Source organism: Peribacillus huizhouensis, assembly GCF_014138605.1.
Lineage (GTDB): Bacteria > Bacillota > Bacilli > Bacillales > DSM-1321 > Peribacillus > Peribacillus huizhouensis.
Genome location: NZ_JACJHX010000031.1, coordinates 1 through 23378, shown reverse-complemented (window position 1 = coordinate 23378; position 23378 = coordinate 1). Strand labels below are relative to the sequence as shown.

Sequence of the window (23378 nt, the reverse complement as noted above, 5' to 3'; positions counted from 1 at the left end):
GACTTGCATGTATTAGGCACGCCGCCAGCGTTCGTCCTGAGCCAGGATCAAACTCTCCAAAAAGTGTTTGACTTGCTCATTTGTTTTTATAGTGTCTACTCACTTAAATTTAAACGTTGGCGCTTTGTTTTGTTCAGTTTTCAAAGAGCAATTTCGCCACTCATTTAGAAGCGACTTTATTATATTACCACGATAGTTATGAAGGAGTCAAGATTATTTCAAAAAAAATTTGAAGTTTTAATGTCTTTGTAACTCTTTCTTAACAACAGATATAAATATATCATCATAATAAAAACTACGCAAGACTTTTTTGCATGTTTTCTAAAATAAATAAAGGACCGAGCAGATATTATCTAAATCGGTCCTTTATAAATAATAGAAACTTAACGTTGTCTCATAAGCGGGAATAATAATACGTCACGAATAGATGGAGAATTTGTTAATAGCATGACCAAACGATCAATCCCAATTCCTAATCCCCCAGTTGGCGGCATTCCATATTCAAGCGCTTCAATGAAATCTTCGTCCATTTCATGCGCTTCATCATTCCCTTGTTCCCGTTCTTTCAACTGCGCTTCAAATCGTTGGCGTTGATCAATCGGATCATTTAACTCAGTGAACGCATTCGCATGTTCACGACCAACAATAAACAATTCGAAACGGTCAGTGAATCGTGAATCTTCCGGATTCTTCTTGGCTAATGGTGAAATTTCAACCGGATGACCGAAAATGAAAGTAGGTTGAACAAGTTTATCTTCTACCTTTTGCTCAAAGAATTCATTAACAATATGCCCAAATTCCATTGTATCTTTCACTTCAATACCATGTTCTTTAGCCAATTGTTGTGCTTCTTCCTTGCTCATCGTTTTCCAGAAGTCAACTCCTGTATACTCTTTAACTGCATCAACCATATGCAGGCGTTTCCACTCAGGCTTTAGATCTATTTCATAATCTCCATATTGAATAGTGGTTGTACCTAGTACATCTTGTGCGATATGAGCAATTAAGTTCTCTGTTAGACTCATGATATCTTGATAATCGGCATAGGCTTCATATAATTCAATCAAGGTAAACTCAGGATTATGACGTGTAGAAACACCTTCGTTTCTGAAGACACGACCAATTTCATATACTTTTTCAAGACCACCGACAATAAGGCGTTTCAAATGAAGTTCAATTGCAATCCTTAAATTCAAAGGCATATCTAAAGCGTTGTGATGTGTCTCGAAAGGACGAGCTGCTGCCCCGCCTGCAATAGAATGTAATAAAGGCGTTTCCACTTCAAGGTATCCGTGATCATCTAAATACCTTCTCATTGATCGGATAATCTGACTGCGCAAAATTAACGTATTTTTACTTTCTTCATTTGTAATCAAGTCGACGTAACGTTTACGATAACGCTCTTCAACGTCTTTCAATCCGTGGAATTTATCCGGTAATGGACGAAGAGCTTTCGTTAAGAAAACATAGTTAGTCGCTTTAATTGATAGTTCTCCTACATTGGTTTTAAAAATCAACCCAGTAATACCAACGATATCCCCTAAGTCTGTTTGTCCAAATGATTGATATTGTTCTTCTCCGACAGCATCCAATCTTACATAGATTTGAATTTGTCCTGTCAAATCTTGTACGTGAGCAAACCCAGCTTTACCTTTTCCTCGTTTTGTCATGATACGTCCAGCAATTGTCACTTCAATTTCTTGTTCTGCTAGATCTTCTTTCGATACTTCGCTATACGCTTGTATAATTTGTTTAGCTTGATGAGTTCGATCGAATCTGCTCCCAAATGGATCTTGTCCATTTTCCAAGATTGCTTGCATTTTATCGCGCCTAACCTGCAGTTGGTCATTTAACTCTTCAGTCATGAACGTTCATCTCCATTTTTCTATTTCTCTTTATATTGATTCGATGGTTAATTAGATACTTTATTATTTTTACATAAAGTAAAGTAATCGAACAGTCTTTTCCCTTAAAAACATCCATATAAAAACTGCCAGTTATCCCTGGCAGCTAGTTTTAAGCGTATTATAGGTAAACAGGGAAGTAATGTCAAATTATTAAACCATTTGAATCGTTGCCTCTTTGGCTTCAATTTCTTCTACCAAATCATAAAGAAGGGTGACAACATCTTCTCTTGTATTACACTCATTTATTCCTTTTCTTGCCTTCGCATTGCCATGAACCCCTTTTAAATACCACGCAGCATGCTTGCGCATCTCACGAACAGCGATAGCCTCATTTTTTAAAGCAATTAAACGGTCCATATGAAGGATACATACATCCATTTTCTCACGCACACCAGGTTCATCCATCAATTGACCCGTCTCAAGATATTTTACGGTACGGTAAATCATCCATGGGTTGCCTAACGCAGCGCGTCCAATCATGACACCATCAACACCGGTCTCATCCAGCATTTTTTTTGCATCTTGAGGTGTTTCCACATCACCATTCCCAATAATGGGAATATTTACAGAATTTTTCACTTCGCGAATGATATCCCAGTTTGCCTTTCCTTCGTACATTTGAACACGCGTTCTACCGTGAATAGCTACAGCACTGCCACCTGCACGTTCAACAGCTTGAGCATTCTTAACAGCGAAGATATGCTCATCATCCCAGCCTATACGCATCTTTACAGTTACCGGCTTGTCTACTGCATCTACAACAGCCGATACCATGTCATAAATTTTATTTGGATCTAGCAACCACCTAGCTCCTGCTTCACATTTGATAATTTTCGAAACAGGACATCCCATATTGATATCAATAATATCAGCATTTGTATTCTTATCAACGAATTTTGCCGCTTGAACTAATGAATCTTTTTCCCCACCAAAAATCTGCAAGCTAAGAGGATTTTCTCTTTCATCTATATAAAGCATATTCATTGTTTTTTCGTTTTTGAAATTTATCGCTTTGTCACTTACCATTTCCGCGCAAACTAAACCTGCTCCAAACTCTTTTACTGTCAATCTAAAAGCAGAGTTACAGACACCAGCCATTGGCGCTAGAACAACGGGGTTACTCATTTCGATATCCCTAATTTTTAACACACTATAACCTCCTGCAACGCTTTTCAACTTACTCTTTATCTTCAATTGGCTGAAGTTCTTCTACTGTTATCCCAAGCGCTTCTGACACTTCAAGTAATAATTTATCTGAGGCAAGACGATTACCTCTTTCAATTTCACCAAGAAGAGATACAGAAATACCTATCTCCTTTGCGAAACCTTCCTGAGTAAACCCTTTTAACTTTCGAAAAGCACGTATGCGCCTTCCCCACTTTTCTGCTTCCATAGTTGGACTCCTTCTTTATCCTCTAATTTCTCAAGAATATTGTTCAAAGGTGTATCAGTATTCGGTAGCATGATAGTTGGATTTATCTCTAATAATGGTACGAGTACAAAGGCCCTTTCCATCATTCGAGGATGTGGTACAGAAAGTCTCTCTGTCTCAATATTTTCATGATTATATAATAAAATGTCAAGGTCTATTGTTCTAGGACCCCAATGTATATTCCTTTTTCTTCCTAATTTACGTTCAATTTCTTGACAAACACTTAGTAATTCATCCGCGCTAAATCCAGTATTAACCAATATGACTGCATTTAAAAACTGAGGCTGATCTAAATATCCAACAGGTGCAGTTTCATAAAGTGATGATGTTTGTACAACATTCACTTCTTTTATTTCATCTAATAGTAAAATGGCCTCTTTAATATAGGTCGAACGATCGCCAATATTAGAGCCAATCGATAAATAAGAATAATTCCCCATGTTATCTTCCCCTTTTAATCTCAACTGCTACAGATTGATAATGGCCAGGGATTGGCGGATCGGGTTTATATACTTTTACTGTACATGTTTGCACCTTAGAAAAGCGTGAAAGAAGTTCCGATGCTATCTTTTCCGCAACAGCCTCTACTAATTTAAATGGTTTACCTTCCGTTACATCCTTACACACTTCATATAGCTCACCATAGTTAATAGAATCCTCAAGATTATCACTTTTACCCGCTGTAGCTAAATCTGTTTCTACAATTAAATCCACATAAAAACGCTGGCCTAGACGTGTCTCTTCTGGAAATACGCCATGGTAGCCGTAAAACTGCATACTATTTAAATAGATTTTATCCACTGTATTCTCCCTTTCCTACCAAGGCATCCATCATCTTTGCTACACGTGCCATTTCCTTCACATCGTGAACCCTAATCATTTGACATCCTTGTTGAATCCCAAAGCAAATTGTGGCAGCAGTACCTTCCATTCTATCATTCGGCGGCAAATCAAGAACATTACCAATCATAGATTTCTTGGAAGTTGCTAATAGTACCGGATATCCTAACGCGACGAGTTTATCAAGGTTTCTCATCATCTCCAAATTCAATGAAGTATCCTTCGCAAAACCAATTCCAGGATCAAGAATAATATTCTCATCCAATACTCCCGCATTTTTTACAAGGATAATACTTTCATATAGATCATTGATGGCATCACGCATAAAAAGTTGATAATCGATCTCCTTGCGATTATGCATTAGTATAATTGGGACCTGAAATTCCGCAGCAATCTTAGCCATGCTAGAATCCGCCTTAGCCCCCCAAATATCATTGAGAATATGCGCCCCCGCTGTTAGCGCTTCCCTCGCTACGGCAGACTTATACGTATCGATGGACATCGGTACGTCAATATTTCTTGAAATGGCTTCAATGATAGGAGCAATCCGTTCAATTTCTTCCTCATCTGAAATTCTATCATAGTTAGGACGAGTTGACTCTCCACCTATATCTATAATGTCTGCTCCATCTCTAACCATTTGCTCAACATGTTTCAAAGCCCGATCAATTCGATTATAACGCCCTCCATCAGAGAATGAATCCGGAGTGACATTTAATATCCCCATAATTATTGTTTTTTTATTAAAGTCCAGCGAATATGGACCACATTTAATCTTTAGCGATGGCATGTATCGGTCTCCTTATCCTAATAAAGTGAAACTTTATCCAATGAGAATCTCCTTCATTTCCACTGATTGTTAGTCCCCGTGCTAGATTCGAGTCGCTAGTACCTTACTTCGCTTCAATAAAGCAACTCTACGAACTAAGGTTCAATGAATCAGACTAAGCACGAACTCGCCCTTTAGCCTTTCTTGTGACCCACTTCCTAAGGCCTGAACCTCTGTAAAACTCTTGGTAAGTTTCACCGTATCTCGCCAATCGGACTTTTACTTCAAAAGGCGAGGCGACTGCTTTAAAGAACGTCTACTAAGATTGCTCACGTCCTGTGATAATCCAACAAGCATAAGATGGGATACGGCGTGGCTTAGTTTGCCACAGAGTATTACACCTTATGACCTTAAGTAGGGCTAAGATTCGCAACTAGATAAGGCATTATATCCCTCACCCCTATGCTTCTTCGATTCCTCCAAGCCTTGCGGGGTTTTACTGCCCGTTAACCCGGGATAAAGTCCTCATATAACAAGTGTACCATAAGATGTCTTAGTATTTAAGGTCGAGAAATTACTCACACATCACCAGATAAGGCATAAGAAAACTCAAATACTGAAGTCATCTTTGATCGCCACCACTTCTAGTAATTTACCAATAATAAAAGATGTCCATAAGGCAAAGAGCCAGACCTCGCAACAACTAAATTCAGTATACGATAGTGTATGAAACACTACATACTGATTTAGAGTGCGAGGTCTGACCCTATGAGACACCCTCTTATTTTTAAAATCAATTCTTAATCAAAGTGATATAAAGGCGTGCTCAGATAACGTTCTCCGTTATCTGGAATAATAGCTAAAACCTTCTTGCCCTTACCTAATTTCTTCGCTACTTGCACCGCTGCCGAAATGGCTGCTCCAGAAGAAATACCACCTAGGATTCCTTCTTCTTTGGCAGCACGTCGAGCATATTCGAACGCTTCTTCTGTACTGATAGTAATTATTTCATCATAAATTTCAGTATTTAAAGTTTCTGGAACAAACCCTGCACCAATTCCTTGGATTTTGTGCGGACCAGGTTTACCACCTGATAAAATAGCTGAGTCGGTAGGCTCCACTGCATAAATCTTGATATCAGAGTATTTTTTTCTCAATACTTCACCTGTACCGGAAATAGTTCCACCAGTACCAATACCAGAAATAAAAGCATCCAGTTTCTCATTACCAAACGCTTCTACAATTTCAGGTCCAGTCGTATTGCGATGCACCTCAGGGTTTGCTTGATTTTCAAATTGTTGGGGGACAAAGTAACCATTTTCCTTTGCAAGTTCATCCGCTTTTGCAATTGCCCCTTTCATCCCCTCAGGACCAGGCGTTAACACCAATTCCGCTCCATATGCACGTAACAAGGAACGACGCTCCAAACTCATTGTTTCAGGCATGACTAGAATTGCTTTATATCCTTTTGCTGCCGCTACCATCGCTAAACCGATACCTGTGTTTCCGCTTGTAGGTTCGATAATGGTATCACCACTTTTTAGTTTACCACTTGTTTCAGCTGCTTCAATCATAGCTAGTGCGATTCGATCTTTTACACTGCTACCTGGATTCATATATTCAAGCTTTACATATATATCTGCACTATTCTCATCTTGTAGTCGATTTAATTTTACAATAGGTGTTTGGCCGATTAATTCAGCGACAGAATTTAAAATACGTGTCATTATCCCCACTCCTAATACCTAGTAATTTTATTGGATTTATATAAAATGTACACTAACAGAATGGAACTGTCAATTTATTTAAACTATTCCGTTTATTGACCAAACCTAATAGAAAGCAACATTCAGCAGCATCTCATTAACTTAACGGATAAGTTAAATAGATATCCAAAGGCCACTTAGATTTCCTACTCTTCATATTACTATAATTCTTTAATTAGTGATTCCAAATCTTCCTTCGTGAAATGATAAGTCTCGTTACAAAAATGACAATGGGCCTCAGCCTGGCCATCAGTATCGATCATATCCTGAATCTCGTCTTTACCTAAGCTAACTAATGTATTAGAAATTCGTTCGCGGGAGCATTGACATTTAAATTGAACAGGTAATTTTTCAAGTAACCTAACATTCCCCTCACCTAATACTTCATCAAGAATTTGCTCTGGCGTTAACCCTTGTTGAATCATTTTTGAAATAGGTGTTATTGTTCTTAATCGTTCTTCAATCGCAGTTATCGTCTCATCTTCTACTCCTGGCATAAGTTGAATAATAAAACCACCAGCAGCAAGAATCGTATTATCAGGATTGACTAAGACGCCTACTCCAACAGAAGAAGGGACCTGTTCAGATGTAACAAGATAATATGTGAAGTCCTCTCCCAATTCACCAGATACTAGCGGAACTTGTCCTGTAAAGTAATCCCGAAGCCCGATATCTTTTACAATCGACAACATTCCGTCCGTACCTACCGCTCTTCTTACATCAAGCTTCCCATGTTCATTAAGGTCAAAATGGGTCTGAGGATTCGCCACATACCCTCTTACTTCCCCATTGGCATTTGCATCAACTAAAATAACTCCGAGCGGACCGCCACCTTCAATCTTAATGGTCAGTTTCTCTTCTCCTTTAAGCATTGCCCCTAACATCACACCTGCTGTCATTGAACGACCAAGTGCAGCCGATGCAGTTGGCCATGTATAATGGCGACGCTGTGCTTCTCCTACCGTCTCTGTTGTTGAAACTGCATAGGCACGTACTTGACCATTATAAGCTAAAGCTTTCACTAAATAATCTTCCATCTCTGTACGCCTCCTGGCTATTTTTTTAGGACTATCCTTTATTTTTTTTAAATATAAATTGTAAACCTTTTAATGTTAAAAAGGGGTCAACTACGTCAATAATTGTTGATTCATTAGCAATCAAATGCGCTAATCCTCCTGTAGCAATTACTTTAGGTGGATACTTACTTTGGGCTTTCATCCTGGAGACAATCCCCTCTACCTGTCCAACAAACCCATACAATATTCCAGCTTGCATAGCTGTTACTGTATTTTTCCCGATAATTTCATCAGGACGGATAATTTCAATCCTAGGCAATTTAGCAGCTTTTGAGTATAAAGCTTCCGTTGAAATACCAATACCCGGAGCTATAGCTCCTCCCATATATTGTTTATGTTCATCGATGTAGCAATACGTTGTGGCTGTACCAAAGTCCACAATAATTAACGGGCATCCATATTCATGAATTCCCGCAACCGCATTAACGATTCGGTCTGCCCCCACCTCTCTTGGATTATCATACTTAATATTTAAACCAGTTTTAACCCCTGGTCCGACGATAATTGGTTGAATTCCAAAATACTTTTTGCACATATTTTCAAGAGCAAACATAATAGGCGGAACAACAGATGAAATAATAATCCCATCGAAATCTTTAAAGGTAATCTTTTCGTGCTCTAATAACGCCTTAATCGTCATCCCATATTCGTCTTCCGTTTTATGACGATTCGTCTCAATGCGCCAATGAAATTTCAAATCATCTTCTACATATACCCCTAACATGGTATTCGTATTACCGACATCTAAAACAAAAATCATCGATCTCATCACTCCGGAAAATTATTCTCACACATCATAACATAATGCTCAGTTTAGACGCTATCAGACGGACTTTCCACGATTATTTTCCCCTAAAATATAAAAAGGTATTTCCTTGAAGGGAAATACCTTTTTTATATCTTATTTCTTCTGATCGTCTTCGTTAGGGAATGAATTAGGTTCACCGTCAGTGCGTTTTTCTTCAATTGGTGTCTTCGGAAGAGTATCATTCGTTACTTCTAAACTCTCTGGTCCTCTTTCATCCAAAGGCTTTAGCAACGCTTCTTTATCTTCTTTTTTACTAATGGTAACTTTCAAGTTACCTTCATTGTCTAAACGACCATTAAGAGCTGCATAATCACGTTCTGGCAATTTGCCATGATCATAAAGACTTTTAATTTGTCCAGCATCCAATGTTTCAATTTCCAATAACGTTTTCGCAATCAGATCTAATTTATCACGTTTTTCCGTAATAATACTTTTCGCTTTTTCGTAAGATTCTTTAATAATTCTTTGAATTTCCAGATCAATTTCATAGGCAATCGCATCTGAATAATTCTGCTCATTATTAAAATCTCTTCCTAGGAACACTTGGCCGCCTTGAGACTGTCCAAACTGAAGTGGTCCAAGTTTATCACTCATCCCGTATTCAGTTACCATGCTGCGCGCAATAGCTGTTGCCCTTTGGAAATCATTATGAGCTCCGGTACTGACTTCACCGAAAACAACTTCTTCAGCTACACGTCCACCCAAAAGACCAACAATCTTATCAAGAAGTTCCGGTTTTGTCATAAAGAAGCGATCTTCTTTAGGGAGCATAACGGCGTAGCCTCCTGCTTGACCTCGCGGTACAATCGTTACTTTATGAACCGTTTCAGCATCATCCAGTACTAACCCAATAATCGTATGACCAGCTTCATGCCAAGCAACGATATTACGCTCTTTCTTGGAGATAACACGATTTTTCTTGGCCGGGCCAGCAATAACCCGATCAGATGCTTCATCAAGATCGGACATGTCGATTTTCTTCTTATCTTGACGGGCTGCCACAAGAGCAGCTTCGTTTAATAAGTTCTCTAAATCGGCGCCAGAGAATCCTGGAGTACGTTGAGCAATCGCTTTTAAATCAACACTTTCCGCTAAAGGCTTGTTGCGGGCATGAACTTTCAACACCGCTTCTCGCCCTTTAACATCTGGACGTCCTACTGTAATTTGACGATCAAAACGACCTGGTCGTAATAACGCTGGGTCAAGAATATCAGCACGGTTTGTTGCTGCAATAATAATGATTCCTTCGTTTCCTCCGAAACCATCCATTTCAACAAGCAATTGGTTAAGCGTTTGCTCACGCTCATCATGACCGCCACCTAGACCAGCACCACGCTGACGTCCAACAGCATCAATTTCATCAATAAAAATGATACATGGGGAATTCTTCTTCGCATTTTCAAATAAATCACGAACACGAGAAGCACCCACGCCGACGAACATTTCAACAAAGTCAGAACCACTTATAGAGAAGAAAGGAACTCCCGCTTCCCCTGCAACCGCTCTCGCAAGTAGAGTTTTACCTGTTCCTGGTGGTCCAACAAGCAAGACACCTTTAGGTATGCGGGCACCAAGCTCAGCAAATTTGCGAGGATCTTTCAAAAACTCAACAACCTCAACAAGTTCCTGCTTTTCTTCATCTGCACCAGCTACGTCATTGAAACGCACCTTTTTCTTGTCATCATTATACAACTTGGCTTTGCTCTTCCCAAAGTTCATAACACGACCGCCGCCGCCTTGAGCTTGGTTAAGCAAGAAGAAGAATAATATAAAGATAATCACAAAAGGTATAATAGACGTAAAGAATGTCACCCATCCGCTAGTTTGCTCTGCCGGAATTGTTTTAATAGCAACTCCCTTTTCTTCAGCAAGGTTGTAAATACGGGTTTGTGTAACCTCACTATTTGTTACATAGGTAAAGAACTTATCTGTGCCTTTTTTGTAATCTCCTCTGATTTCATAAACATTACGTACAGGCTGGATTTCAAATGATTTTAATTGCCCATTTTCCAATTGACTATAAAATTGGTCTTGGGTTATTTCTTTAGTCGGTTCATTATTTGTATTAAAAATACTAACAATTCCAATGATGACTAAAAAGATGAGTAAATAAAATATTGTATTACGGAAGATCCGATTCATCCCTTACCTCCTCCCACTGGTAAACAACTATAGTAAATAGTATCATAGAAAATAATGGAGTTACAATAATTTAACATCGCTACTTAATTTAATGAAGATCGTATATTAAATCATTCACCTTTTTCATAAATTTCCGGTTTAAGAACGCCGATATACGGAAGATTACGGTATCTTTCCGCATAATCTAGACCATATCCAACCACAAATTCATCTGGTACAATAAAGCCAGCATAATCAGGTTTAATGTCAACCTTTCTTCCTGTTGGCTTATCTAGCAATGTCACGATACTGATTGACTTCGCTTTTCTGTAACGGAAAAGTTCTGCAAGATAACTAAGCGTTAAGCCACTATCGATGATGTCTTCAATAATTAAAATGTCACGACCCTCAACAGATGCATCCAAATCCTTGATAATTTTTACTTCACCTGAAGAGACTGTGGAATTTCCATAGCTAGAAACATCCATAAAGTCCATTTCCAAATGTGTATCAATACGCTTTAGCAGGTCACTCATAAATGGCATAGCACCTTTTAAAACTCCAACAGCTAAAGGGAATTTGCCTTTATACTCTTGTTCCAGCTGCGCTCCGAGCTCTTTAATTTTATTCTGTAATTCTTCCTCAGTGATTAATACTTTTTCAATGTCGTTTTGCATGGTCATTGTAATTGATTGCCCCCCAAGAATATTTAAGCTTTATGATATTCTAAATAAATAAAAGATTGTTCATCATACGTATCAACAAACTCTAGATTGGACTTTTTCAGACCAGGTAGCCAAACAATCACCCCTGATTGATCGATTAGAACTGGCCAATTCTGCCTTATTTGCATTGGGATTTTTTCGTTAATAAAAATATCCTTCAGCTTCTTTGTATGATTGCCTTTGCCCTTAATAATCATATTGTCACCATTTCTTCGATTACGGACGATGAGCGGCAGTTTTATTTTGTGGACAGGCAGATAAAAAGAATGGTTTCCAGCTTGATCAGGAGTTTCTTCTAAATATTGTGCTTTAATTTTATATCCATTCGGTAGAAGAGTCTCTCCAGGAATCGCAATGATAATGGAATAATCAGAGCTTTCTTTTTGATGAAATCGAAACGTACACGTTCCATAAGATTTCTCCGCAATAAGCCCTTCCGGAAGATGTAATTCTGCTGAAGGATGGGGATTAAAAAACAAAGCAGAAAGCTGATCAATATGTACTGCTGAAAGTGATGATGGTCTCTTTAAATAAAGATAGTTTAATATTAGTTGAATCGCTCTTCTTTGTAAAGGTTTAGGTATCATAAGTAGCTGATTCAAATCGATTTGAGACTCACCCTTCGTTTTACTCAGCCAAATTTTTTCCATATAATTTTCTGTCATTTGCTGCAAAAATTGTTCGTCCAAAGCTAACTCTTCACTAAACCTTTGAAAATGTTCATGTACTTTGGGGTTTTCCCGTTTCAAAGCAGGCAATACATCATGACGAAAACGATTTCTTACATAATTATCAAGTTGATTGCTAGGGTCCAATCTAGGAGTCAATTTACAGCGACTTGCATATGCATGAATTTCTTCCTTTGTTACAACTAGGAAGGGTCTAATAATCTCTCCATTTAGAAAAGGACGCTTAACAGCAATGCCTGCTCGAGCTATCCCCGAAGCTCCTCTCGTCATCCTCATAAGCATTGTCTCAATTTGGTCGTCACCATGATGTCCAAGTGCCAAGATGGACAGTTGATATTTCTTCATTACTTGTTCAAAAAAGGCATATCGAAGAGTTCTTGCTGCTATTTGCGAACTGTCACCCGTCCGTTCCATATAGACAGGGACATTTATTCTTTTTCCCTCAAATGGAATATTCCATTCCTGACATGTTTTCTCGACGAACTGATAATCCTCATATGATTCTTCACCTCGGAACATATGATCGACGTGCGCAACTACGAGTTCAAGTTCCAATCTTTCCTTTAACGAACAAAGAAAGTGCAAAAGAACTAGCGAATCAGGACCACCAGAAACACCGACAAGTATTCTCGATTTTCTTGGGATTAATTGATACCGGTTTATCTCAGACAATACCTTCTGTTCAAACATTATATCTTCCTTCTTTACAAACATGTTTTATCCTAACTCTAAATTGTACGCTTTAGATAGAATAACATTTCATGAAATCCTTAATTTTCTTACTATATCATAGGAACTGATTATATACATACAGAACATACAATATTGATACAAAAATAGCTAAGATAAGTGTCTCAAGTAAGCCTCTTTTTTTCTTTTTTCGTTTTTTTCTCATAGAGCGTGTTTGACTTGTGCTATTGTTATTTTTTTTACCTTGGAATGTTGATTGTGCTTCTACTTTTTTATGTTCAGGCTGCCTGTTTAATATGCCCAATAAATCATGACGCATTTCATCTGCTGATTGATATTGACCTTTCACTGCTCTATCAAGCACTTTGCTATACGGATGAAGTCCCTTTTTTTGCTTGATCATCTCATTAAGTTGTTTATAGCCGTCTCCTTTTTTCGAAAATCGTTTTGGGTAAAAGGAATTGATGATAATCATCGCCACTGCAAATAAGTCATATTGCGGATCTGCTTTTCTAGATCCCATTCCCCAATACCCTCTATCAAAAAACTCTGTGAACTCTTTAATGGACCGACCGAATAATGTAGTACCACCAACATCGATACAACGAATTTTATAAGCAGGGATCGTAACAATCAGGTTGTCTGGTTTCAAATCACCAAAAGCCCATCCTTGCTTGTGAAGCTCATCCAAGCTGGACAAAAGTTGTAGCATTAATACCCCAACCCATGAATCCCCTTTCTGTTCAATAAATGCTGAGTAGCCTTCACCCTTTATGTATTCCATGACATAGAACGGAATTGGTCTTCCATTTTTCAACCAATCATCTGCTTCAAAAAAAGAAGGTCCAAGAGAGTGTCCCTGGACCTTGGAAAAGGATTTTAGTATATTCATTTCTGAACTAATGGACGAATAATCATCACTTAGTTTTAAGGCAACTTGTCCGTTATTGCTTTCTGCAAGATAGACAATGCCATTTGCTCCATAACCCAATTCCTGTTGTATTCGGTAAGGATTCTTATTCCACTTTCCAGTTATGAGACTCCCAGGCAGGAGGTTACACTGTTTCCTCAAAGAATGATTCGTCATCATGAGACAACAATCCCCTTAATGAACGTTTTTTATGGAAATAACCTAGTGCTTCGTTAATAGCAGGGCCAGTCGGTGTTATTCCACCGGTTGTAAGCTTCGGAAATATTTTAGTAAGCACCTCAAGTTTCGGAGTCCAATCCAGTAGTTTCTCGACATCCTTTCTTTTCCCAGGAAATACGAATACAGAAAACTTATTATCACCCATTCTAGCATTCATACTTAGCGATAAATCCAAAAGAGCATCTTTAACAGTTGGTAGTTTATGTTTCATACTTGCACTTGTATCTACAAGAACAAGTACTTCCAATTTACTTGTCTCACCAAGCTCATCAACTACTTCCATCACTTCTCCCCGCTTATCCGGTGGCAAATCTTCCATTGACGTTGAATTTCCAAGTATTTGCTGAAGCTCTTTATTCACCAGTCCTTGTATCGTTTGCGTCATCGCCTTTCTCGTCACCATTTGTACAGTATGAGACAACTGCTTTGAATACACAATCTGACTGATCCCTCCACCTGATAATGCGATGGATTCTATTTCCTGCAACCCTTTTTCATCAATTGTATCATTTTCCATAACACCTATAACATTCACCGAAATCCCTTGTTCTCTCGCCAAAGCAGCCATTGCAGCAGGATCCTCACCTTGATTTGAACAACCATCTGTAATTAACAAAATTTGCTTCAATGTTCCTGTTTTCATGTTCATTCTCCCCTCGAAAAAATACTGTTACCATTTTCGACAAGAAAATAATAAATTATACGTTTAATTCCTTTCCTCCTTTATGTGTTCTTCATGCTCTTTTCCGTTGAGTATGAACAGGTATTGTTGCCCATTTTGGTGTATTATGCATGATTTTCGCCGTAACAACAGTCATATCATCTTCAATGTTTCCATTCGTTCTAACAACCTCTTCTAAAATCAAGTCAGAAATTTCCTGTGGATCTTCTGTTTGCAGTTCCTTCAATTTTCTCTTTATCCAAAATTCAAAATTCTCCACATGAGCCGGCCCTTCAAAAATGCCATCACTCATCATAATAAGAATATCCCCTGCTTTTAGCTCTTCACATACAACATCTACATCGAATTCCTGAATAATGCCCATCGGCAAATTACTCGCTTCTATTTTAATGACTTTATCCCCCCTCTTGATAAAGCTAGGTATTGAACAAATCTTCAAAAATCTAGCCTTCGCATCCTGTAGGTCAATCACCGCTAAATCTAATGTTGAAAAAATCTCGTCTGTTGTTCGCAGAGATAGGACAGAATTCACCGATTTAATCGCAATTTTTTCCTCTATACCAGACATAAGAAATTTTTGCAGTAGTTTTAACGTTTCCGTACTTTCAAAATGAGCTCTTTCGCCATTTCCCATTCCATCACTAATGGCAATTGCATATTTGCCAAAACCGATTTCCGTTGTGGTGAAACTGTCTCCCGAGACTAACCCCCCTCCTTTTGCGGCATGGGCCACTCCCGTTTCTACCGTGTACTTCTTCGCTGAACGGAATACAACTTCACATTGTCCGTTAGGGAATGTTGCACATTCCTCAGAGTGAACAATCACAGTTTCACCTAGAATGTCAGAGAGCATAGGCGCAATTAGCTTTTCACATTCACCTCTTCCTTGGCAGTATGGAACACTCATTTCAATATCAACATTTCCTTGTTCAAGGCTATATATTTCTACATTCGTTATTTGCAAACCGAAGTTCTGAATAGCTTCCATAATGGACTCTTCCTGGTGATGATGGTTGATGCGTTCACGTTGGATTTCCTTTGCAAAATCGTCCATTACAGCTGATACACCCTTTAACTGATCTGCAACCAATTTTCGACTTTCTTGAACTTGCTTTTTTAATTTTTTATTTGCTTGATAATAGAGAAGCTCTTGAGAAATCGTTGCAATAACTTTCGGGCTGTTAATGCAGTACTTCTCCCATTCCTTTACCGTTTTTTGAGGAAGCTGTCCATCATGTTCACTTAACTGAAACATAATTTCCTGCATCCCTTCATATGTTGTATCAAAGTTCTTCGACCAGCATTGTTCTTTTTTAAAGCACATCTGGCACGTCCTTTCAGTCACATTGCTTAAGAAGTAATCAAGTTCTTTTTCATCATCCTCTCCATCTCCTCGGTCATCAATTTGTGCAAAACTATTGGACAACGCTTCGAATACATTTGAAAATTGTGATACCCTTTGTGCCGTTACATCACGTACCTTCCGCATGTACTGCTGTTGTTCATTCGTATGTTCAACAGTGCCTGGAATATGCTTAGAAATCTTTCCAATAGAGGAGCTTGGGGTGACAAGAAACAAAAGCACAGCAAGTAATGTTTCATATAAAGTAATCGTAATATTGTTCGATCCCTCCCCATACAAACCAATAAGTAAGGTAGCAATTATTAAGCCTATTGAAACACCTACCTTTTTTCCATCACGAAGAAGTCCACCAAGCAAACCGGAAAAAGCAAGCAGGCTCATTTGAAATAAACTTGTTACACTAGCTAAACTGAAAATCAATCCGGTAACTACCCCAACAGTGGACCCAATGGCTGCTCCACCTGCTAATCCGAAAATAAGAACAAGATAGCGAGATAATATATGTTCCACGGAAAGATCATACATCGACCAACCAATTGTTCCAGTCATAACAGAAGCAAGTAATATAATAATCGAGACAATTTCTTCAGTCTTTAAAGATTGTGATTTATTCTTAACTGTCAGAAGAGGAATCGATTGAATGAATATGAGGGTTAGAATAAGCGCCAGTCCAGCTTCCACCCCTACCATCATGCCATCATACAATACAAGTGTACGGTGAATCATATATTGCTTTGACAAACTAACAATGACGATTGAAAGAAATACAAATAATGAGATAATTTTATATTGAGATTCTATTTTTGGCTGCTTTATCTTTTGAAAAAGTAAAAATAACACAACGCTAAAGAACAGAGTAAGACTGTTCGAAATAGAAACCGTTAATGCCCCCAAAACTAATCCGATCAATGCCAACGGGGCACGATCTCGCCTCATCAAAAATACAGCAGCAAAAAAGGCTAAGCCAAATGGAGATAATTGCGATAAAATAAGTGCTCGTCCTAATAAAAAGCCAATAAAAGCCAAGACGATTCCACGTTTTATGAAGATATCTATTAATTTTGTCTGAAGATGAGTGATCCAATGAATAACGCCTGCTTTCGCTCCTTGCAGATGCACCTCAGCAATGGGCTCCAATACATTTCGTTCAATCTTTTCCATATATGAAACACTCCCATTCATATTAGTATTTCTATTATAAAGAGACTATTACACATAATTTGTCAGAATTTTATAATAATAAGACAAAAACGTTCGACTAATTTCTATAGGAATATTCAATTACATACAGATTTTTAAATCAATCTATTAAAAACAAAGCGTTATATTCATTTCCATCTAAATAAAATGAGGGTTTTTATACTTTCTTTGAGAATAAAAATGAGAATAATATGGACCGTATTATGAAACGACAATTAGTAAGATTATCAACGGGCCTTGTCTACAAAAAAATTTGGAACTCTAACATAACCTTACTAGACAAATTATAATGACACGGAGTTTTACAATTTTAACAGTAGTGGCTTCCTGCCAGTTAATGTGGGATAAATCATTAAACCTATTCCTATGTACAAAAAAAAGCAAGCTTATTGATAAGCCTGCTCACATATTATATAAAATTTTTCAAGGAAAAATTGCTAAACTATTGTTTTCAGCAGCAGTTTATCCGCGTCTTCCTCCTCGGCCTCCACGTTTTGTTTCTGTACTACGTTTAAGAGAAGTTAAGCGGTCTTCACTATCTTTTAAGAAACGGGCCATTTTTTGCTCGAAGTTTTCCTTCGGCTGGAAATTACTTTTTGAGCGGAAGTCTTTGGAACGATTATCGTTTCCTCTTCCTTGGCGTGGGCGTTGTGAATAAGAAGATGGTTGTTGTCCCTCAGGTTTATCTTTGGCTTTTTTGATAGACAAGCCGATTTTTCCGTCTTTTTCAACGTTGATAACTTTAACCTCAACAGCGTCACCGACTTTGAGATGATCATTGATATCCTTAACATAATTATCGGCAACTTCACTGATATGAACAAGCCCTGTTGAACCTTCTGGTAATTCTACAAACGCACCAAAATTAGTAATCCCTGTTACTTTACCTTGTAACTTGCTGCCTACTTCAATTGACATAAAAAAAACGTTCCTCCTTAGAAATGTTAACTAACACATATATTATATTATAACGAATGGAAAAAAACAGTGTCAATATTAGTCACGATCTTCATCCTTTTCAGGCAGATTAAATATAATCTCCCCTTTTTCAGATAAGAAATATTCTTTTCTTGCCAACTTGGCTATATACTCGTCATCCTCTAGCTTAATAATTTCCTCTTTTAATTGTTTTTCGTCCTTTTTTAATTGAGCTAACTTACTCTCAACTCGTTCCATTTCCATGTTCTTTTTTTCTAGAGCCTCTGCTTGGGAAATAAGCATAATGGCAGCCAGCACAGAAAGAATGGCAGCACATATTCCATAAAAAGTGAGGCGACGAATCAACCCGCGTCTCCTTTTTCCATATATATGCTCTTGCTGCTCACGTTGTAAGACATAGTCTGATTCAATTTTCGCCACTTTCTTTTTTCGGAGGCTATCCATTTATTTGTTCACCCCTCAGTTTGATTTGTTTCTCCATTTCGTAATGATTACTTTTATAAACTTCTTCATTTTTATAAATATTCCTGTAATTCCATTATAAAACTTACCGACGTTTTTTGTAACAGCATTCGGCAACTTATTCCAAAAAAATAGGAAGATCCAACAAAAGGGCCGTAAAATTATGTTTATAGTCTTAAATACTAAGCGAATTACCCACTTAATAATTGAAAAAAGAATTTTCAATATGCCAAATATCAAGAATACAATCCCAGTTACCAACCATTTTATCGGTTGATAAATTAAGAGTTGAATAGATCTCTTTATAAACTTTGCAATTGCAATAACACTCGTAATTAATGCCTCAAGAATTCTATGATAGCTCTTTTTCAAAAGTGCTTGATATGCAGAAAACCCACAAAGTAAAGCTAGGAATAGATAGAAACGAAACTCTCCTTCATTGATTAAGAATAACACATAAAAAATGATAAGGCCTTGAACAATCCAAAATAGAAAATCATTTAGAAAAACAAACCAGGATTTTCGCTTTGACCGCTTTAAAAAGCGGTTATACGTATCCAGGGCAGCACCAAAGCAGCTGCCCATCCCAATCATGGCTAGTAAGGTATAAAATTGAATGGTTAGCGTCATTTGAACAGCTTCCCAAAAAACCCTTTTGCCTTTTCTCCTGAATGCTCATCTAAATAAACAAGGTCAAAAATTTTACCTTTAATGGATACGATGCCTTTTTCTACGTCTAAATTTTTCATTTGTAGATTTTGCCCGCGTATTGATAAAAACCCCATACTCGTTTCAAGAAGAAATTCTTCATTATCAAAGCTCTCTACTTGCTTTACTCCAGTAATATCAAGCAAGCGGCGTCCTCTCATGGTGACGTCATGTTCTTGAATTGTTGCTTTTTGATTGTTTTGGACTGGCTCATAATATTGGCTCATTTTCATCCCTCACATTAGAACGTTTTGTACATGTTTATGTGAGATTTACAAAGATTAGAACAAGCCTAACGATCCGATTATTTTACTCATCACCTAGTTTCTCTTCCTTCAGTACTGTGTACATATTAGCCGCTTCTTCTTTCTTGGTCGATTCCTGTATTTTCTCAATTCGGACCATAACCCGTTTTTGACCAAATTGAATAGCTAGTTCATCACCTACTTTAACGTTAGAACTTGCTTTAGCCGGGGTCCCATTAATACTGATGCGGCCTTTATCAGCTACTTCTTTAGCCAGTGTACGGCGCTTTATTAAACGTGATATTTTCATAAATTTATCAAGTCTCATGCCACTTTACCTCCTTCACTTATAATCCCTTAGATTTTGCTTCCTCCCAATAGTGATCAAGCTCATTAAGCGTATAGTCAGCAAATTCTTTTCCTTCATTTTGAATACGCTCTTCAATATATGTAAAGCGGTTATAAAACTTCTGATTCGCTACATGTACTGCTTCTTCCGCTTGGATCCCATAAAAACGGGTAACATTTACAAGAGCAAAGAATAGATCACCCAATTCCATTCTTAGAGCTGCCTCATTTCCCTCTTGATCCATTTCCGCTTCTACTTCGATAATTTCTTCTTTAACCTTTTTCCATGCTTGGGAAACTTCATTCCAATCAAAACCCACTTTTGCTGCTCGTTTTTGATATTCATGCGCACGAATTAAATTAGGTATTGATTTGCCAACATCATCTAGTAATGATTTATTAGTAATTCCCGCCTGTTCTTTTTCTTCCTTTTTGATTTGTTGCCAATTCTTTAAAACATCTTCTTCCCCGTTTACTACAATATCACCAAACACATGTGGATGGCGCCGAACCATTTTTGAAGATATTCCTTCTATCACATCTTCAATTGAAAACATTCCTTCATCTTCGCCAATTTGCGCGTGTAACAAGACTTGTAGGAGAATATCTCCTAATTCAGCTATGATTTCATCTTCATCTTGTTTATCAATGGCTTCAATTAATTCGTAGGTTTCTTCAATTAAATACTGTTTCAGACTTTCATGTGTTTGTTTTATATCCCAAGGACAACCATTTGGACCTCTTAATCGTGCAATAATTTGCCTGAAAGTAGAAAATTCTCGATATTGCTTGTCTATTTCTTTGACAGGTGGAATATATACACTCGTCAGATTACTTAGTTCCATTTCACGATCAAGCTCATAAAGGGGTAGTTTTTTTACCGATTCCGTTTTGCTGCCAGCTGCTGTAACAAGATAAACATCATGATCATCAGGCAATTTATCCATAAGCGTCAATTTAACATCCGATGCAATAAACTGATCATATACTTGTCCAATTATCATATGTTGACTGATTTGCAAATCATCTTTTTTAAGCGATGTCCCATCAAGCAGCTGGAATCCTTCAATTGGGTCAATCTTCACTGACTGAAACAATGCATCAAGAAAGCTTTGTCCTCCTTCTATTTTAACAGGGATTCCACATTTTGGACCCTTTTCAATTAGAATCTGCACCGTTTTTTCTGCTACCATTGGATGGCCTGGCACAGCATAGAGTACTGATTCTTTCCTTGCTTGCTTAAGCAATGTCTCAGCAATCTCCTCATAGACCTGACTAAAAGTATCATATTTTTCATAAACAGCATCAAAGCTGGTGAATGATACCCCTTCATTTATCAATTCATTTATAACAGGATGATCCATCGTGCGCACGAAACAGGAAGATGTACCTTTAAGTTTTTTATAAATGCCATATGGAAGCTGATCTAAATCACCTGCGCCAAGGCCAATTATTACAATATCGTTTACCATTTATTGATACTCCTCTTTATGTAAATATGTAACAAGCTTTTCTCCTAGTGGAAGAAGAAGGAGCTCATTCTTTGTAAATAGCCTGGTCTTAAGGATACTGTAAATAAACAAAGTTCCTCCAAGACTGACACCAGTTAGGGCTTGGACACTAGACATGAATCGACCTGATAGCTGGAAAAATTGAAAAAGCTGATTGTACACAATCAAAGTAACAACCATAGTAACCGTTGCCCCTATGATAATGTATACACTGTTTTTTTCAAATAAAGGCATACTAACTTTGGTTTGTAAAAAAATAGCTAGCAGTAGCGCCATCAATATGAAACAAAGAACGGTTGCGATAGCCGCTCCTTCTATCGAGTAATAAGGTACGAGAAGCTTATTAAGAATCCATTTGCATACAAGTCCAAAGCCTACCACCACAATTGGCGCCCATGTATGCCCCATACTTTGTAGAATGGCCGATTGGGCGATAATAACCGATGAAAACAGAATGGAGACCGCCAATATCGCAAGAGTACCAGAGCCTTTCATGTCAGTGAATAGCATGACGTTTACTGGTTTAATTAGGCAGATTAATCCACAAGAAGCTGCTATACCAACAGAGATGCTAAGTTTTAAAGTGAGCCTTATTTTGCTCATTAGCTCCTCATTATCCCTTTTTCTCATAGCGAGGGCGATGATTGGGATCATTGTCAGTGATACGGACGTGACAATAACCGTTCCAAGCTGGATGAGCGGCTGGCCACGATCGTATACTCCCTTCCACTCTTTTGCCTCGATAGCGCCTAAGCCAATTTCTTGCAATAGATTATACAATTGCAAAGAATCGACAAGCTGAATGAGCACCAAAATTAAACCTGTTATGCAAAATGAAAAACCTTGGAAGATTAGCGCTTTCATGATGAATGGGAATTTCCTTAGTCTCAAAGGTATTTTTTTTAGATTCGACCATTCCTTTCTTAAAATAATGAAGCCTAAAAGAATGAATAAACCTGTTAAGCCACCTGTTACAGAGCCAAATACAGCACCTTTACCTGCTGTATATAGGCTATAACCATTTCGAATAAGTAAAAAAGATAGTAACAAGATGGTAGTGACTCTTGTTAGTTGCTCTAGTACTTGAGACAAGGCAGTTGGAATCATATTTCCCTGCCCTTGATAATACCCCCTGATTACAGATGTAGCAGGCATTAGTAAAAAAGAAAATGCGATGATTTTCAAGAGTCCCGCTAACTGAGTATCCCCCATAACCCTTGCAATTGAATCAGCGAAAAAAAATAAACTACCAAACAATACTATGCCCAATGCCCCAAGTAGGGTCAACGAACTCATCAGTATTTCGTTAACAGAAAATCCTTCTTCCGATTCATCACGTTCTGCCAATAATTTTGATATAACTGCAGGAAACCCAAGGGTTGACAGTGTTAGGACAATTCCATAAAAAGGGTACACCTGTTGATAGATATAAAAACCTATATCCCCAGCAATGTTTTGATACGGAATACGATAAGCTGCACTTAATACCTTCACTATAAGACTGGCGATACTTAATATTAACGCCCCGCGAACAAGTTCTCTTGTTGTCTTTATAGGGTCTCCTACCATCTAAAGAACCCCTTCCACACATATGTGGTTGTATTATAGCATAAAGTGAAACTTCTATCAGTGGAGGGTTTTCTTCATCCTCCACTGATGGTTAGTTGAACCAATCGGGGTTTTACAGGCTGTTACACTTCTCTCTAATTCTCCAACGAAAATGAAAGAGGGATTATTACAGCCTGTTAAACCGGGATAAAGTGAATCTTCCATCAGTGGAGAGTCTCCTACCATTATTCGGGATAAACGAATCTTAATTGATAATTACTACTATCAATCCTTTTTTAGTCTTCAATCGAGTAGGGGGAAGATAATTTATATATTTTCGCCCCTCTCACACCACCGTACGTACGGTTCCGTATACGGCGGTTCAATTTATATTACAGT

Annotated in this window: 21 protein-coding genes, 1 rRNA gene and 1 pseudogene; all 23 read right to left on the bottom strand. The window is 37.9% G+C overall.

Annotated elements, in window-relative coordinates; genetic code table 11:
* Nucleotides 1–63: ribosomal RNA gene (locus tag HNP81_RS22565) — 16S ribosomal RNA — on the bottom strand; the annotation flags it as partial.
* A gap of 320 nt (nt 64–383) precedes the next feature.
* A complete protein-coding gene (lysS, locus tag HNP81_RS22560; protein WP_028390493.1) occupies nt 384–1865 on the bottom strand; it encodes a lysine--tRNA ligase in 1482 nt (493 codons plus the stop codon).
* Between the two features lie 192 nt (nt 1866–2057).
* Nucleotides 2058–3056, bottom strand: a complete 999-nt coding sequence (gene dusB, locus HNP81_RS22555) for a tRNA dihydrouridine synthase DusB (protein ID WP_028390494.1) — start codon at nt 3054–3056, stop codon at nt 2058–2060.
* Between the two features lie 28 nt (nt 3057–3084).
* Nucleotides 3085–3300, bottom strand: a complete 216-nt coding sequence (locus HNP81_RS22550) for a helix-turn-helix domain-containing protein (protein ID WP_028390495.1) — start codon at nt 3298–3300, stop codon at nt 3085–3087.
* Nucleotides 3252–3779, bottom strand: a complete 528-nt coding sequence (folK, locus tag HNP81_RS22545) for a 2-amino-4-hydroxy-6-hydroxymethyldihydropteridine diphosphokinase (protein ID WP_028390496.1) — start codon at nt 3777–3779, stop codon at nt 3252–3254. Before folK ends, HNP81_RS22550 begins: the two co-directional genes overlap by 49 nt.
* Nucleotide 3780: 1 nt before the next feature.
* Complete coding sequence (gene folB, locus HNP81_RS22540; RefSeq protein WP_028390497.1) at nt 3781–4140, bottom strand: dihydroneopterin aldolase; 360 nt, start codon at nt 4138–4140, stop codon at nt 3781–3783.
* A complete protein-coding gene (folP, locus tag HNP81_RS22535; protein WP_182504073.1) occupies nt 4133–4969 on the bottom strand; it encodes a dihydropteroate synthase in 837 nt (278 codons plus the stop codon). The genes folB and folP overlap by 8 nt, the downstream gene beginning before the upstream one ends.
* Nucleotides 4970–5748: 779 nt before the next feature.
* Entirely contained in the window at nt 5749–6675 is a 927-nt protein-coding gene (cysK, locus tag HNP81_RS22530; RefSeq protein ID WP_028390499.1) for a cysteine synthase A, read from the bottom strand.
* 200 nt (nt 6676–6875) lie between these two features.
* A complete protein-coding gene (hslO, locus tag HNP81_RS22525; RefSeq protein ID WP_028390500.1) occupies nt 6876–7751 on the bottom strand; it encodes an Hsp33 family molecular chaperone HslO in 876 nt (291 codons plus the stop codon).
* A 31-nt stretch (nt 7752–7782) separates the two neighbouring features.
* Nucleotides 7783–8550: a type III pantothenate kinase gene (locus HNP81_RS22520; protein ID WP_028390501.1), complete on the bottom strand. Its 768-nt coding sequence runs from the start codon at nt 8548–8550 to the stop codon at nt 7783–7785.
* A gap of 141 nt (nt 8551–8691) precedes the next feature.
* The gene (gene ftsH / locus HNP81_RS22515; protein WP_182504072.1) at nt 8692–10740 is read right to left on the bottom strand and encodes an ATP-dependent zinc metalloprotease FtsH; all 2049 of its coding nucleotides are present in this window, start codon (nt 10738–10740) and stop codon (nt 8692–8694) included.
* 110 nt (nt 10741–10850) lie between these two features.
* Complete coding sequence (gene hpt, locus HNP81_RS22510; protein WP_028390502.1) at nt 10851–11396, bottom strand: hypoxanthine phosphoribosyltransferase; 546 nt, start codon at nt 11394–11396, stop codon at nt 10851–10853.
* Between the two features lie 32 nt (nt 11397–11428).
* The gene (gene tilS, locus HNP81_RS22505) at nt 11429–12823 is read right to left on the bottom strand and encodes a tRNA lysidine(34) synthetase TilS (RefSeq protein ID WP_182504071.1); all 1395 of its coding nucleotides are present in this window, start codon (nt 12821–12823) and stop codon (nt 11429–11431) included.
* Nucleotides 12824–12920: 97 nt separating this feature from the next.
* Nucleotides 12921–13913 (bottom strand): serine/threonine protein kinase PrkT, encoded by a 993-nt coding sequence (gene prkT / locus HNP81_RS22500; RefSeq protein ID WP_312859723.1) that lies wholly within the window; start codon nt 13911–13913, stop codon nt 12921–12923.
* Nucleotides 13879–14628, bottom strand: a pseudogene (locus tag HNP81_RS22495) (vWA domain-containing protein); the annotation flags it as partial. The pseudogene HNP81_RS22495 and the gene prkT, both read right to left, overlap by 35 nt.
* A 79-nt stretch (nt 14629–14707) precedes the next feature.
* Nucleotides 14708–17179 (bottom strand): stage II sporulation protein E, encoded by a 2472-nt coding sequence (gene spoIIE / locus HNP81_RS22490; protein ID WP_182504070.1) that lies wholly within the window; start codon nt 17177–17179, stop codon nt 14708–14710.
* A gap of 501 nt (nt 17180–17680) precedes the next feature.
* The gene (locus HNP81_RS22485; RefSeq protein WP_028390507.1) at nt 17681–18136 is read right to left on the bottom strand and encodes a S1 domain-containing RNA-binding protein; all 456 of its coding nucleotides are present in this window, start codon (nt 18134–18136) and stop codon (nt 17681–17683) included.
* Between the two features lie 78 nt (nt 18137–18214).
* On the bottom strand, nt 18215–18601 hold the full coding sequence (locus tag HNP81_RS22480; RefSeq protein ID WP_028390508.1) for an FtsB family cell division protein: 387 nt from the start codon (nt 18599–18601) through the stop codon (nt 18215–18217).
* A gap of 15 nt (nt 18602–18616) precedes the next feature.
* Entirely contained in the window at nt 18617–19249 is a 633-nt protein-coding gene (gene yabQ, locus HNP81_RS22475) for a spore cortex biosynthesis protein YabQ (protein ID WP_182504069.1), read from the bottom strand.
* Complete coding sequence (gene yabP, locus HNP81_RS22470; RefSeq protein WP_028390510.1) at nt 19246–19554, bottom strand: sporulation protein YabP; 309 nt, start codon at nt 19552–19554, stop codon at nt 19246–19248. Before yabP ends, yabQ begins: the two co-directional genes overlap by 4 nt.
* An 82-nt stretch (nt 19555–19636) precedes the next feature.
* Nucleotides 19637–19900 carry an RNA-binding S4 domain-containing protein gene (locus HNP81_RS22465; protein ID WP_028390511.1) on the bottom strand — a complete coding sequence of 88 codons (264 nt, stop codon included), beginning with the start codon at nt 19898–19900 and terminating at the stop codon, nt 19637–19639.
* A gap of 19 nt (nt 19901–19919) precedes the next feature.
* Nucleotides 19920–21392: a bifunctional methyltransferase/pyrophosphohydrolase YabN gene (gene yabN / locus HNP81_RS22460; RefSeq protein WP_182504068.1), complete on the bottom strand. Its 1473-nt coding sequence runs from the start codon at nt 21390–21392 to the stop codon at nt 19920–19922.
* Nucleotides 21393–23000, bottom strand: coding sequence for a putative polysaccharide biosynthesis protein (locus tag HNP81_RS22455; RefSeq protein WP_182504067.1), 1608 nt, complete (start codon nt 22998–23000; stop codon nt 21393–21395).
* Nucleotides 23001–23378: the final 378 nt, after the last annotated feature.